We start from the raw sequence: 14,148 nt of genomic DNA, 5'->3' as shown, positions 1-14,148 counted from the left end.
GGCACGGGACACAGGACACTACCGGACGGGATACCTGGGCCTCCCGGCACCGGGACCGATGCCCTGCCACTGGAAGCAACAGCGGCGCCACCGGGGTTGTTCCTTCGGATCCGCTCAGCGCGCTTGCTTCCGCTGCCCGGCGCCGGGACCCGGGCGTTGCCGTTCCGCTTCGCTGATGGCCCAGGCGGCATTGACCAGGCCGATGTGGCTGAATGCCTGCGGGAAATTTCCCAGCAGCTCGCTGCTGTCCGGGGCGACTTCTTCGGCCATGAGGCCCAGGTCGGTGGCGAACCCGGCGGCCCGTTCGAAGACGGCGCGGGCGCGCCGCGTCAGTCCCGCGAGGGCCAGGGCATGGGCCAGCCAGAACGTGCACAGCAGGAACGTCCCTTCCTCCCCCGCGAACCCGTCGTCGGCCCGGTAGCGGTAGACCAGGCCCCGTGAATCGGTGAGCCGTTGTTCGACCGCGTCGATCGTGGCAAGCATCCGAGGGTCGTCCGCCGGGAGGAACCCCACGATGGCGAGCATCAGGGCCGATGCGTCGAGATCATCGGAGCCGTAGGCCTGGGTGTAGGCATTCGCGGCGGGACTCCAGCCCTCGGTGTGGATGGAGGCCGCGATCTGCCCGCGCGCCGCTGACCAGCGCCGCACCCTCCCGGGTGCCCCGAGGATGCCGGCGAGCCCAATGGCCCGGTCGACGGCCACCCAGCACATGAGTTTGGAGTGGAGGTAGTGGCGCGGCTCCCCGCGCACCTCCCAGATGCCGTGGTCGGCGGAACGCCACCGTGCGGCGGCGGCATCGGCGGCATCGGCCAGGAACAGGCGGGTCTCCGGTGCGAGTTCCGCGAGATACTCCGGCAGTGTGGCGGCGGCGTCGAGCAGCTCCCCGTAGACGTCGAGCTGGCGCTGGTTCCACGCGCCGTTGCCCACCCGGACCGGAGTGCTGCCGCGCCAGCCGGGCAGGTGCGCAAGGTCGCGCTCGGGGAGCTCGCGTTCCCCGCCGACACCGAACATGATCTGCAGCTCCTCGCCAGCGGCGAGCTGGCGTGCGGCGGCCGTCGCCAGGAACTGGAAGAACTTTCCGGCCTCATCCGGGCACGCGGCCACCCAGAGTGCCTGCAGCGTCATGCTCGCGTCCCGGATCCAGGTGTACCGGTAGTCCCAGTTGCGGGCGCCTCCCGCCACCTCGGGCAGCGACGTCGTCGGGGCGGCCACGATGGCCCCGGTCGGGTAGTAGGTGAGCGCTTGTAGAAGGCGTCCGCTGCCGGCGACGAGGTCCTGCCAGGGGCCGCGGTAGTTCTGGTGCATGCCGGACCAGCTGCTCCAGCCCTGCACGGTGTCCTCGAGCCGGCGGGTGATCTCGGCCTGGCTCCACAACACAGGATCCCCGCCCGCCCCGGCTCGGGAGTGGAGGGCGAAGCCGAGGACGTCCCCGGGGCGGAGGGCCACCCTGGCCAGGGCGGAGTCCGTGGCGGTCCGGAAGGGAACCGGTGTCGAGAATGACAGCGTCATCGCACCCGCACTGATCAGGATGCCGCCATCCACTGCGTCCAGCCGCGGCCGGGACAGGCCATAGTCCGGCCGGGCGCTCAGGACAGTGTCGACGTCGACGGCGCCCTGGCGGCAGGACACCTGGCGCAGCAGGGTTCCGGGCGAATCCGCCCCGAGGTCATGTCCCCGCCTGCCGTCGCCGAGCACGAGGGCGTCGGTGACAGTGACGCTGCCCTCCGGCGTGGTGTGGGTCGTCTCGAGCACCATGGTCGGGCCCAGGTAGCGGCGGGTAACGGTGTGCGCCCCAACGGGCCGGATCGACCAGAACCCCGCCTCCCGGCCCAGCAGCCGTCCGAACACCGAGGGGCTGTCAAAACGCGGGAAGCACAGCCAGTCAACGGAACCGGACGCGCTGACCAGCGCCGCGGAGGAGCAGTCGGACAGCAGCGCGTAGCTGTCAATGGGCTCACTGCTCATGGGCACACCCTGTTCGTGGGCCTGTTCGTGGGCCTGTTCCTGGGCCGGCTGTTGGTGGGCCTGCCTGTTTTGGGGCAAAGGGGAAGCCCCATCAGCGTGTTGCCGTTGGTGGGGCTTCGACTTTTCGATTGCCACGTGACGTCTTAGGCAATCTGGCAAGATCCTTGGATTTTCAGGTCTTCCTACCTCGTCACTGGTAGCCAACATCTGACTTTGCCGAAGGCTGCGTCGGATGAGTGTCACTGAATCTTTGGTTCCTGCGTCCCGCTTCTTGCGAAGTGGGTAAGTTCAATTGTTCTCCCGTCGTTCCGGATGCGCAAGAGCCCCGGATGAACTACATGGGAGTAGTTCTTCCGGGGCCCGTCGCTGCCCGGGAGCGCCGTTCTGCGCCCTGCGGGAGGCGCTAGTTGAAGACCGGGTCTTCGGTCCGGCTGCGCTTGATCTCGAAGAAATACGGGAACGACGCCAGCGTCACCGAGGCATCCCACAGGCGCCCTGCTTCCTCGCCCCGCGGGATGCGGGTAAGGACGGGGCCGAAGAAAGCAACTCCGTTGAATGAGACGACAGGCGTGCCCACGTCCTGGCCCACCAGGGTGATCCCGGCCTCGTGGGCTGTGCGCAGCGCGGCGTCGAATTTTTCACTTTCTCCTGCCGCCGCCAGTTCCGCCGGCAGGCCAACCTCGGCGAGGGACTTGGCGATGACGTCGGCGATGTCCTTGTTGCCCTCGTTGTGGATCTTGGTGCCCATGGCGTCGTAGAGCGCCTTGACGTACTGGTTGCCGTGCTGCTCGGCGGCCGCGGTGATCACCCGGACCGGGGCCCAGGCCTTAACCAGGAACTCCTTGTACTCCGCGGGCAGTTCGTCACGGCCCTCGTTCAGCACGGCCAGGCTCATGACGTGCCATTCGGTGCGGATGTCACGGACGCCCTCCACCTCGCCGATCCAGCGGGACGTCACCCAGGCGAAAGGGCACATCGGGTCGAACCAGAAGTCCGCGCTTTTGGTCTCTGCTGTGGTCTCTGCTTGATTGTTCAGGGATTCAGACACAGGTGATCTCCTAGGGAAGTCTGCGGGGAAACGGTGCACTGCGCCGGGTCAACGGCATGGCGTGTCACAGGTGGCAGCGGTGCGTGCCGCGTGTTTATTCCGGATCAGGCGGACTTGCGGCGCTTGACGTCGTGGGCGATCAGCGTGGGCGCTGCCTTCGTGGAGACGACGTCCTCGGTGATGACGACAGTGGCGATGTCGTCGCGGCTGGGCAGGTCGAACATCACGGGGAGCAGGACCTCCTCCATGATGGCGCGGAGCCCGCGGGCGCCGGTGCCGCGTTCGAGCGCCTGATCGGCGATCGTGTTCAGCGCCTCCTCCTCGAAGACCAGTTCGACGCCGTCGAGCTGGAACATCTTCTGGTACTGCTTCACGAGGGCATTCTTGGGGGTCGACAGGATCTGGATCAGCGCTGCCCGGTCCAGATTGGAGACCGTGGTGATGACCGGGAGCCGGCCGATGAATTCCGGGATCAGCCCGAACTTCAGCAGGTCCTCGGGCATGACCTCGCCGTAGGAGTCGGTGTTGTTTTTGACCTCGTTGAGCGGCGCCCCGAATCCGATGCCCTTGCGTCCCGAGCGGGAACCGATGATTTCCTCGAGTCCGGCGAACGCGCCGGCAACGATGAAGAGCACATTGGTGGTGTCGATCTGGATGAATTCCTGGTGCGGGTGCTTGCGGCCGCCCTGCGGCGGGACCGAGGCGACCGTGCCTTCCAGGATTTTCAGCAGGGCCTGCTGCACGCCCTCGCCCGAGACGTCCCGGGTGATGGAGGGGTTTTCGCTCTTGCGCGAGATCTTGTCGATCTCATCAATGTAGATGATGCCCTGTTCGGCTTTTTTGACGTCGTAGTCAGCGGCCTGGATGAGCTTCAGCAGGATGTTCTCGACATCCTCGCCGACGTAGCCGGCTTCGGTCAGCGCGGTGGCGTCGGCGACGGCGAACGGGACGTTGAGGCGGCGGGCCAGGGTCTGCGCGAGGTAGGTCTTGCCGCAGCCGGTCGGGCCGATCAGCAGGATGTTGGACTTGGCGATCTCGACGTCGTCGTGGTGCACACCCTCGGCGAGGCTGCCGCTCTTGGGGGCGTGCCCGGCCTGGATGCGTTTGTAGTGGTTGTAGACGGCGACGGCGAGCGAGCGTTTGGCAGGCTCCTGGCCGATCACGTATTCCTGCAGGAAATCGAAGATCTCGCGGGGCTTGGGCAGTTCGAAACTGCCCAGGTCGGCTACTTCGGCGAGTTCTTCTTCAATGATCTCGTTGCAGAGTTCAATGCACTCGTCGCAGATGTAGACGCCGGGCCCGGCAATGAGCTTCCGGACCTGCTTCTGGCTCTTTCCGCAGAAAGAACACTTCAGCAGATCCGTGCTCTCGCCAATCCGAGCCATATGTGAACCCCTTTTAGTATCTTGCTGCCGGCTCTGTAGTTCTCCTGCGCAGCGCTGCACCCATTACTGGAATCACGGACCATCCCTCCGGGACGGAGCCGTGACATGTTCCACTCTAGGTCACTTTGGGCCTGTTGGGTGGAAAGCCGACGCCGGTGCGGCCACTTAAAAGTGGGCCGCACCGGCGTCGGGTACTGCTTGTTACACGATGATCCGCTACTTGGTGATTGCCTGGGGCTTCATCTTGCGGGAATCCAGCACCTGGTCGATCAGGCCGTACTGCATGGCCTCGGCCGCAGTGAGGATCTTGTCGCGCTCGATGTCGTTATTGACCTGCTCCGGCGTCCGGCCGGAGTGCTTGGCCAGGGTGTCCTCGAGCCAGGACCGCATGCGCATGACCTCGGCGGCCTGGATTTCGAGGTCGGAGGCCTGGCCGCCCTGGCCGCCGGACAGCGAGGGCTGGTGGATCAGGACCCGGGCGTTCGGCAGGGCGAGGCGCTTGCCCGGCGTTCCGGCGGCCAGGAGGACGGCGGCGGCACTGGCGGCCTGGCCGAGGCAGACGGTCTGGATCTCCGGGCGGATATACGTCATGGTGTCGTAGATCGCGGTCATGGCGGTGAAGGAGCCGCCCGGGGAGTTGATGTACAGCGTGATGTCGCGGTCCGGGTCGGTGGACTCGAGCACCAGCAGCTGTGCCATCACGTCGTCAGCGGAGGCGTCGTCAACCTGGACACCGAGGAAGATAATGCGGTCCTCGAACAGCTTGGTGTACGGGTCCTGGCGCTTGAAGCCGTAGGGGGTGCGCTCTTCAAACTGCGGCAGCACGTAGCGGCTGCTCGGCAGGTTACCGGCAGTCGAACCGAAGTTGTAGTTCATGTTCATTGCTCCTGAATTCATTGCTGTCTACGTGCCGGTCAGTTCTCGGTGGCAGTGTCGGTCGAGTCGGTGACCGAGCCGGTGGAGTCTGCGTTGGTTCCGCCGCCGCCGGCCACGGATCCGGCGTGCGCCGCGATCTTGTCGAAGAAGCCGTACTCGAGGGCTTCCTTGGCCGTGAACCACTTGTCGCGGTCATTGTCCTTGAGGATGGTCTCGACGGTCTGCCCGGTCTGATCGGCCGTCAGTTCGGCCATGACCTTCTTCATGTGCAGGATGAGCTCGGCCTGGATCTTGATGTCCGAGGCCGTGCCGCCGATGCCGCCGGAGGGCTGGTGCATCAGGATGCGGGCGTTGGGGGTGGCGTAGCGCTTGCCCTTGGTGCCGGAGGAGAGCAGGAACTGCCCCATCGAGGCGGCCAGGCCGGTGGCGACGGTGACGACGTCGTTCGGGATGAACTGCATGGTGTCGTAGATGGCCATGCCGGCGGTGACGGAGCCGCCCGGTGAGTTGATGTAGAGGTAGATATCCTTCTCGGGGTTCTCGGCCGAGAGCAGCAGCAGCTGCGAGCAGATCGCGTTGGCGTTCTCGTCGCGGACCTCGGAGCCGAGCCAGATGATGCGCTCTTTCAGCAGGCGGTTGTAAATGTAGTTATCCTGGGCTGCCGGATCGACAGTAGCCATCCGGGGTGCCCCTGCTTGCTGTGACATATGTACTTACCTCTCGCTGGCGACGGTGACGCCACTGGACGACATCACTGAACTTTCCTACATGGACACTAACGGTTTTCGCGCCTGCTTTGTGCTCAGGCGCGGGGCTGTTCGCTGACGGCGCACGATTGGCCGGGAGGGTTCATCGTGGGCTTAAAAAGCCGCACCCCCGGATCAAAGATCCGGGGGTGCGGCGGAATTACGGGAACAGAAAGTGTTAGAACTTCACTGCTGCCGGGTCATCGTTCTTCGCGGTCTCGGTGGCAGCTTCGCCGGAAGCGGCTTCCTCGGTCTCGGCAGCCTCAACCGGCGCCTCTTCGCCGCCGGGGCGGACGAAGTCGCTCAGGTCAACCTTGTTGCCCTCGGAATCGGTGACCTCGGCCTGGCCCAGGACAACGGCCAGTGCCTTGCGGCGGCGCACCTCGGAGACCATCATCGGGACCTGGCCGCTCTGATCGATGATCTGGGCGAACTGGTTCGGATCCATGCCGTACTGGCCGGCGGTGGTGACGATGTAGTCGATCAGCTCGTTCTGGCTGACGTTGACTTCTTCCTTTTCCGCGATGGCGTCAAGGATGATCTCGTTCTGGAAGGCGCGCTCGGTGTTGGCCTTGACCTCGGCGCGGTGCTCCTCCGTGTCGTGGTCGCCTTCGCCGTGGGCGTTCTCGGCGTTGAAGTGCTGCTCGAGCTGCTCTTCGACGACGGAGTCCGGGACGGGTACCGCTACGAGTTCGACGAGCTTGTCGAGGACCTTGTCGCGGGCTTCGACGCCCTGCTCGACGACCTTGGACTCTGCTGCCTGCTTGGCAAGGTCCTCGCGCAGTTCGGCCAGGGTGTCGAATTCGGAGGCCAGCTGGGCGAAGTCATCGTCAGCCTCGGGAAGCTCGCGCTCCTTGACGGACTTGACGACCACCTTGACCTGGGCGGACTCGCCGGCGTGCTCGCCGCCCACGAGGGTGGTGTCGAAGATGGCGTCCTCGTCGGCGCTGAGGCCGGTGACGGCTTCGTCGAGGCCTTCAAGCATGGTGCCGGCACCAACCTGGTAGGACAGGCCGGTGGCGGAATCAACCTCGGCGCCGTCGATGGTGGCGGTGATGTCGATGGTCAGGAAGTCCTTGTCCGCGGCGGGGCGGTCCACGGACTTCAGCGTGCCGAAGCGGCCGCGGAGCTCGTCCAGGGCCTTGTCGACGTCGGCGTCGGTGGACTCGGCGGCGGCAACCTCAACCTTGATGCCGGCGTAGTCGGGCAGTTCGATCTCGGGGCGGACGTCAACCTCGGCGTGGAACTTGAGTTCACCGTCGGTGGCGGACGGGTCCGGCACCTCGGTGATTTCGACCTCGGGGCGGCTCAGCGGGCGGATGCCGGTTTCCTGAACGGCTGCCTGGTACCAGCCGTTGAGGCCGTCGTTGATGGCAGTCTCCAGCACGTAGCCGCGGCCAACGCGCTGATCAATGAGCTTGGAGGGGACCTTGCCCTTGCGGAAACCGGGAACCTGGATCTGCGAAGCAACAGTCTTGTATGCCTCTGCGATGCTGGGCTTCAATTCCTCAAAGGGGACCTCAACATTGAGCTTGACCCGCGTGGGGGTGAGGTTCTCGACAGCGCTCTTCACAGTCTAAGTACTCCTGGTTTTAGGGGGTGGGGTTCTGCACTGCCAAGGGTCTGGCAGTACTTGCAGAGTCGGGGTGACAGGATTTGAACCTGCGACTTCCTGCTCCCAAAGCAGGCGCTCTAGCCAAGCTGAGCTACACCCCGTAAGTGCACAGAACAGTCTACGGTCAAATTGCGCCGGTTTGCACATTTGACACCAGGGCCCTGAATTAGGTTTAGTTGTATCCGGCTTCAACAGCCGTCCGGAAGTTTTGCTGAAGTTCCAGCATATTCCCGGGGACGTAGCTTAGTGGTAAAGCCTCAGTCTTCCAAACTGATGATGCGGGTTCGATTCCCGTCGTCCCCTCCGAAATATGACGAAATGCCCCTCTCCGGAGGGGCTTTTTTCATCTCCGGTGCCGAGCCACGGCTCCCGGGCGTCCGCCCATGCCGCCTTGGGCGCGGTTCGGGGCCACTTTGACACGGACACGCCGCAAATAGCGGGTCTAAGGCCCGGAAATGCGGCCAAAGACGCCCCCGGGCGCAGCCAAAGGCGCCCCCGGGCGCAGCCAAAGGCGCCCCCGGGCGCAGCCAAAGGCGCCCCGCCGGGGGTAACGCCGGCTCACGTCGGGTCCCACCGCTGTTCCAGGCTGTGCGTCAGCTCCCAGCCTGTGCGTCAGCCGGTCTGGCAGGCCGGGCACCAGTACAGCTTGCGGGCGCCGAGCTCGGTCAGGGCCACCGGCGTTCCGCAGTCACGGCAGTCGAGTCCCTGCCGCCGGTAGACGAAGTGGGACTCCTCCGGGGCGGGCAGGCCGCCGCGGGATCCCCCGGCCCCGGCCGAGTCCCAGTAGCGCGGGGGCGTGGTGATGATCCGGCCGTCGCGGACGCCGTCGGACATCACTGCGACGGTGTCGTCCCAGAGCCGGCCCGCTGCCTCCTCGGACAGCCGCTGCCCCGGCAGCCAGGGGTCCAGGCGCTGCCGGAACAGCAGTTCGGCGCGGTAGACATTCCCGACGCCGGCAATGGCCTTCTGGTCCATCAGCAGGGCCGCCAGCGGCGTGCGCCTGGCCAGGAGCCCGGTGACGAATGACTCCCGGTCGCCGGGCAGGTTGCGCAGCGGATCAGGACCGAGCCGTGCCAGCACGGCCTCCGCCTCCGCTTCCGTGACCGTCTCGCAGGTGGTCGCACCGCGGAGATCGGCCCAGCCGTGGGCACTGGCGATCCGGACGCGGACGGCACCGACCGGTGCGGGCGGCCCCTGGTACTGGGCCGGCCCAGCCGCTTCCCCGTCGTCGTAGACCTCCCGCTCCCCCACCTTGCGGGGCGCGCCGATGCTGGACGCTCCACGGAAGCTTGCGTCGCCGCCGAAGTCCCAGGCGCCGTAGAGGCCGAGGTGGACATGGAGCAGCAGCCCGTGCTCGAACTCCAGGAAGAGGTGCTTGCCGTGCGCGGCCGAGCCGGCGAGGGTGTGGCCGTCCAGCAGCGCCGCGCCCTGGGCGAAACGCCCCTGCGGGCTGGACACCGCCAGCCGCTCCCCCGTGAAGACGTCCCCGAACTGTCGGGCCAGCCGGTGGACGGAATGCCCTTCCGGCACTAGGCGACGACCTCGCCGGTGCGCTCGTAGGTGGCGATTTTGCCGATCCGGCGGACGTGGCGTTCGTCGTTGCTGAAGGGTTCGGCCAGGAACGCTTCAATGATTTCAGTGGCCTCGTCGACGCTGTGCTGGCGGCCGCCGACGGCGACCACGTTGGCGTCATTGTGGTCGCGCGCCAGCTTCGCGGTGGACAGGTTCCAGGCCAGTGCTGCCCGGACGCCCTTGACCTTGTTGGCGGCAATCTGCTCGCCGTTGCCGGAGCCGCCCAGGACGATCCCGAGGGCGCTGGTTCCTGCTTCCTGGTCCGCCACCACTGCGAGCGCGGCGTTGATGCAGAACGACGGGTAGTCATCCAGGGCGTCGTAGACCTTGGGTCCGTGGTCGACCACCTCGTAGCCCTTGGCGCCGAGGTGCCGGACGAGATGGGCGCTGAGTTCCATACCGGCGTGGTCGGTGGCGATGTGCACGCGCGGGAGATCGGTTGGGGTCACGGCATTTCCGTTCAGTGGGGCAGATCAGTGGAATCACGTGGGCTGCCGGCGGTCTGGAGGGCAGTGACCAGCCTACTAGGGCGCGGGCCGGCGGGCTTGTTCAGCGGCCGGCCGGGCTTCACAAAGCAGTGCCGCCGCCGGCCCGGCGGGCCCGCGCCGCGACCCGCGAGATCACCTGTGCGACATTGTCCGCCGTCGTGGCACTGCCGGCACTGACGGTCAGGGTCCGCCCGTCCGAGCGGTCGACGACGACGGCGGGTCCGCTGCTGACCAGCAGCGCTGTGGAGGGGCCTTTGCTCCGGTAACCCCAGCCGCCATAGTCGGCGGCCCTGACCTCCTTCGGCGTCGCGGCCTCGATGGCAGCCGCCGGGACATCCATGACCCGGACGATTCCGGCGGCGAAGACCCGGAGACCGCTCCGGTCCACCTGGAGGCGGGCAAACAGGCAGGCGGCGGCGAGCAGGGCCAGCGCGGCGAGCAGCGCAGCCAGCCAGGGCACTGCGGCGGTGAGGAGGGCGGCCGGAAGCAGGGTGGCGATCCCGAGCATCACGAAGACCGAACTGCGGGCGTGCACCCACAGGCTCATGGAGTCCCGGGCCAGATCGGGATCACGTTCGCGGTCCAGGGCGGCCTGGATGGCCCGGTCGTCGTCCGTGGACCAGCGCTCGTCGGCCTTGAAGACGAAACCCATGACGAAGCCCAGGCCGAGGGCTGCGCCGCTGCCCATGGCGAGCACGGCAACGTCCACCTGGGCCTGCCTCGCATCCTGCAGGCCGAGTTGCCCGACCAGCACTGCGGCAAGAACGGTGGTGACGAAGAGGCTGACGAACAGTCCGGCGCCCATCATGATCCGGCGCATGATGGCCGGACGGGACAGCGGCGCCGCCTGCACCAGCACGGCCCAGCCGATCAGCACGATCATGGCCGCCCCGGCTCCGACGACGACCCCGAACGGGGCGAAGTCCACCGCAACGCTCCCGGTCCAGCGGACCGCGAGCGGCTCGGGCAGGTCGGAGCGGATCAGCAACGAACAGACCACAAACGCCGCCGCGAGCATCACCGGGAACCCGATGGCGAAGCGCATTGCCCTGGCGTCCACAGAATCCCGAAGCTTTCCCATATCCCCAACGCTACCCCCGGCGGTTCGGCGTTGTATCTTGGTGTGACCCGGACAACTTGCCAAGCACCGCAGAAGTGAAAGAATGATTTCACAGTAACGAGTTTCCCGTCCCTAAGCATCCCCGGAGGCCCAACTTTGCCTGGAATGAACCTGACGCGCGCCGAGGCACGCGAGCGTGCCGAACTGATCGCCGTCGACTCCTACGAGGTCGAACTCGACCTGAGCCGCGGGGACAAAGTCTTCGGCACCACAACCGCCGTGAAGTTCTCGGCCAAGCCGGGGTCCTCGACCTTCATCGATGCCGTGACCCACGCCGTGCTGGGCGTGACCCTTAACGGGCGCGAGCTTGACCCGGCAGAGGTTTCCGACGGCGTCCGCATCCAGTTGCCGGACCTCGCGGCGGAGAACGAGCTGCTGGTCGTCGCCGAAGCGCGCTACATGAACACCGGCGAAGGCCTGCACCGCTTCGTGGACCCGGTGGACCATGAGGTCTACCTCTACACCCAGTTCGAGGTACCGGATTCCCGGCGGATGTTCGCCGTGTTTGAACAGCCCGACCTCAAGGCCAGCTTCACGTTCACGGTCATCGCCCCCTCGCACTGGGATGTCGTGTCCAACTCCCCCACTCCCGTGCCGGTCGAGACCATCCCCGGCACCGACGGCGGCGCCCGCTCCGTCTGGGAATTCACCCCGACCCCGCGGCTCTCCTCCTACGTGACGGCGCTCATCGCCGGGCCGTACCAGTCCGTCCGCAGCGAGGTCGTCTCCGCCGACGGGAAAGTCACCCCGCTGGGCGTCTTCGCCCGCAAGTCCCTCATGCAGTACCTCGACGCGGACAACATCTTCGAACTGACCCGTCAGGGCTTCGAGTTCTTCGAAGCGCAGTTCGGCTGCCCCTACCCGTTCGAGAAGTACGACCAGCTCTTTGTGCCGGAGTTCAACGCCGGGGCAATGGAGAACGCCGGGGCCGTGACCATCCTGGAAGGCTACGTCTTCCGCAGCAAGGTCACCGACGCCCAGGTGGAGCGCCGCGCCATCACCGTGCTGCACGAGCTCGCCCACATGTGGTTCGGGGACTTCGTGACCATGCGCTGGTGGAACGACCTCTGGCTCAATGAGTCCTTCGCGGAGTACATGTCCCACCTGGCCGCTGTGGAAAACACCAAATTCGACCGCGCCTGGACCACCTTTGCCTCGGTGGAGAAGTCCTGGGCCTACCGCCAGGACCAGCTCCCCACGACCCACCCGATCTTCGCGGAGATCAATGACCTGGAGGATGTCGAGGTGAACTTCGACGGCATCACCTATGCCAAGGGCGCCTCGGTGCTCCGCCAGCTCGTGGCATGGGTGGGTCCGGAGGAATTCATGGCCGGCGTCCGCGAGTACTTCCGCAAGCACGCCTGGCAGAACACCGAACTCAGTGACCTGATGGCCGAGCTTGAGAAGGCCAGCGGCCGCGACCTGGATCAGTGGGGGCGGCTCTGGCTGGAGACCGCCGGCGTCAACACGCTCAAGCCCGAGCTGTCCGTGGGCGAGGACGGCACCATCTCCTCCTTCGCGATCCTGCAGTCCGCCACCGAGGCCCAGCCCACCATCCGCCCGCACCGGCTCGCCGTCGGCTTCTACAACCTCAACGGCGCCGGCAAGCTGGAACGCGTGCACCGCGAGGAACTCGACGTCGACGGCGCGCGCACGGAGGTGCCGACGCTGGCCGGGCTCCCCCGGCCGGACCTGGTGCTGCTCAACGACGACGACCTCGCCTACGCCAAGGTCCGCCTCGACCCGGCGTCCCTCGCCGCGGCCACGGCCCACCTCAAGGACTTCAGCCAGAGCCTTCCCCGCACCCTCGTGTGGGGCTCGGCCTGGGATGCGGCCCGCGACGGCGAAACCCCGGCCCGCGGCTACGTGGAACTGATCCTGGCCAACATCGCCGAGGAATCCGATTCCTCCGTGATCCTGGTCCAGTTGCGCCAGCTGGCCACCACACTGAATTTCTATGTGGCCGCGGAGCACAAGGAGGCCACCACGGTTGCCGCCGCCGACCGGCTCTGGGAGCTCGCCGCAGGCGTCCCGGCCGGCTCCGACGCGCAGCTGCAGTTCGTCAAGTCCTATGCACTGCTGGCCCGCAGCGCCGGCCAGCTCGACACCGTGTCCGGACTGCTGGAGGGCAGCCTCACACTGGACGGTCTCACCGTGGACCAGGACCTGCGCTGGGAACTGATTACCTCCCTGGTCGCCGGCGGCCGCGCCGGCCAGGCGAAGATCGACGCCGAGCTGGAGCACGACAACACGGCCACCGGGCAGAACGCGGCGGCCCTCGCCACGGCCGCCATCCCGACGCCGGAGGCCAAGGCCGCGGCCTGGGACTCGATTGTGGTCAGGGGCGATCTGTCCAACGCGCTGCAGGGTTCGGCCGTCAGCGGGTTCACCCGGGTGCTGGACACTTCCCTGCTGGAGCCGTACGCCGAGAAATACTTCGACGCCGTCCCGGGGATCGTCCGGGACCGCACGCACGCGCTCGCCCAGCAGATCGTCGTCGGGCTCTACCCGGCACAGCTGACCACGCAGGCCACCGTGGACCGCACCGACGAGTTCCTGGCCGCGCTGCCGGAAGACAGCTCGGCCCTGCGGCGGATGATGCTGGAGAACCGCGACGGCGTGGCGCGCGCGCTCCGGGCCCGCCAGGCGGACGTCGGCGCATGAGCCTCGATGAACACCGCTATGCGCTGACAGTCCGCTGGACCGGGAACCTCGGAGAGGGGACGGCGTCGTACCGTGGCTATTCACGGGACCACGACGTTGAAATCCCCGGGCTGCCCGTCCTGCACGGCTCCGCCGACCCGGCCTTCCACGGCGACCGCAGCCGCTACAACCCGGAACAGCTGCTGCTGGCGGCCCTGTCCCAGTGCCACATGCTCTCCTTCCTGCACGTCGCGGTGAAGCACGGGGTGGTGGTGACGGCGTACGAGGACCGGGCCGAGGCCCTGATGCGGACCAACCGCGACGGCAGCGGACAGTTTGAATCGGCCACGCTCAAGCCCCGGGTGACGCTGGCGGTCCCGGTGGCGGAGGAACTTATGGCGGAGCTGCACGCCGGCGCGAACCGGCTCTGCTTCATCGCCCGGAGCGTCAACTTCCCGGTGCTGCACGAGCCGGGCTCCCTGGTCGGGGGCCAGACGGGCTGAACGGCCGGGGCTGCACGGTCCGGCTTTAGTCCGGCTGAACGGTCCGGCTGAACGGTCCGGGCCGTTGGGAGGCGTTGACCCGGCAGGGTGACAGCCAGGATGCGCATGGAGGCGCGCCACGGCGCTAATGTTGAATGAGACCAGAGCGTTGTGCGCCCGCCGAAAGCCGGCCGCCGCGCAGCACGCG

General features: G+C 66.9%; 11 protein-coding genes and 2 tRNA genes. 3 read left to right on the top strand and 10 right to left on the bottom strand.

The window, feature by feature from the left end; all coding sequences use genetic code 11:
• Positions 1 to 114: 114 nt before the first annotated feature.
• The 7 genes from AC1MFL_RS17090 to AC1MFL_RS17060 all read right to left on the bottom strand — a co-directional run bounded on the left by AC1MFL_RS17090 (position 115) and on the right by AC1MFL_RS17060 (position 7,736).
• Positions 115 to 1,965 (bottom strand): glycoside hydrolase family 15 protein, encoded by a 1,851-nt coding sequence (locus AC1MFL_RS17090; protein WP_479811354.1) that lies wholly within the window; start codon positions 1,963 to 1,965, stop codon positions 115 to 117.
• 403 nt (positions 1,966 to 2,368) lie between these two features.
• Entirely contained in the window at positions 2,369 to 3,013 is a 645-nt protein-coding gene (locus AC1MFL_RS17085; RefSeq protein ID WP_479811352.1) for a mycothiol-dependent nitroreductase Rv2466c family protein, read from the bottom strand.
• A gap of 104 nt (positions 3,014 to 3,117) precedes the next feature.
• A complete protein-coding gene (gene clpX / locus AC1MFL_RS17080; protein WP_479811350.1) occupies positions 3,118 to 4,398 on the bottom strand; it encodes an ATP-dependent Clp protease ATP-binding subunit ClpX in 1,281 nt (426 codons plus the stop codon).
• 216 nt (positions 4,399 to 4,614) lie between these two features.
• Entirely contained in the window at positions 4,615 to 5,274 is a 660-nt protein-coding gene (locus AC1MFL_RS17075) for an ATP-dependent Clp protease proteolytic subunit (RefSeq protein ID WP_226761217.1), read from the bottom strand.
• A gap of 38 nt (positions 5,275 to 5,312) precedes the next feature.
• The gene (locus AC1MFL_RS17070; RefSeq protein WP_226761225.1) at positions 5,313 to 5,954 is read right to left on the bottom strand and encodes an ATP-dependent Clp protease proteolytic subunit; all 642 of its coding nucleotides are present in this window, start codon (positions 5,952 to 5,954) and stop codon (positions 5,313 to 5,315) included.
• A gap of 244 nt (positions 5,955 to 6,198) precedes the next feature.
• Positions 6,199 to 7,593: a trigger factor gene (gene tig, locus AC1MFL_RS17065; protein ID WP_479811347.1), complete on the bottom strand. Its 1,395-nt coding sequence runs from the start codon at positions 7,591 to 7,593 to the stop codon at positions 6,199 to 6,201.
• A 68-nt stretch (positions 7,594 to 7,661) separates the two neighbouring features.
• Positions 7,662 to 7,736 (bottom strand) — tRNA-Pro (locus AC1MFL_RS17060).
• 131 nt (positions 7,737 to 7,867) lie between these two features.
• Between AC1MFL_RS17060 and AC1MFL_RS17055 the strand changes: the two genes are divergently transcribed.
• Positions 7,868 to 7,938, top strand: a tRNA-Gly gene (locus AC1MFL_RS17055).
• A 309-nt stretch (positions 7,939 to 8,247) separates the two neighbouring features.
• Here the strand turns inward: AC1MFL_RS17055 and AC1MFL_RS17050 are convergent.
• The 3 genes from AC1MFL_RS17050 to AC1MFL_RS17040 form a co-directional block, all read right to left on the bottom strand.
• A complete protein-coding gene (locus tag AC1MFL_RS17050; protein ID WP_479811345.1) occupies positions 8,248 to 9,165 on the bottom strand; it encodes an Fpg/Nei family DNA glycosylase in 918 nt (305 codons plus the stop codon).
• Positions 9,165 to 9,656: a ribose-5-phosphate isomerase gene (locus AC1MFL_RS17045; RefSeq protein ID WP_301230168.1), complete on the bottom strand. Its 492-nt coding sequence runs from the start codon at positions 9,654 to 9,656 to the stop codon at positions 9,165 to 9,167. Before AC1MFL_RS17045 ends, AC1MFL_RS17050 begins: the two co-directional genes overlap by 1 nt.
• 118 nt (positions 9,657 to 9,774) lie before the next feature.
• Positions 9,775 to 10,776, bottom strand: a complete 1,002-nt coding sequence (locus AC1MFL_RS17040; RefSeq protein ID WP_479811343.1) for a hypothetical protein — start codon at positions 10,774 to 10,776, stop codon at positions 9,775 to 9,777.
• A 144-nt stretch (positions 10,777 to 10,920) separates the two neighbouring features.
• Here AC1MFL_RS17040 and pepN point away from each other — a divergent pair, with 144 nt between their 5' ends.
• Together pepN and AC1MFL_RS17030 are read left to right on the top strand one after the other, a co-directional pair.
• Positions 10,921 to 13,479 carry an aminopeptidase N gene (pepN, locus tag AC1MFL_RS17035; RefSeq protein WP_479811341.1) on the top strand — a complete coding sequence of 853 codons (2,559 nt, stop codon included), beginning with the start codon at positions 10,921 to 10,923 and terminating at the stop codon, positions 13,477 to 13,479.
• Entirely contained in the window at positions 13,476 to 13,961 is a 486-nt protein-coding gene (locus AC1MFL_RS17030; protein ID WP_479811339.1) for an OsmC family protein, read from the top strand. The genes pepN and AC1MFL_RS17030 overlap by 4 nt, the downstream gene beginning before the upstream one ends.
• Positions 13,962 to 14,148: the final 187 nt, after the last annotated feature.

This window comes from Arthrobacter sp. BG3 (assembly GCF_056680185.1).
Note: the sequence above shows the minus strand (reverse complement) of the source record. Positions and strands in the feature narration are given on the sequence as shown.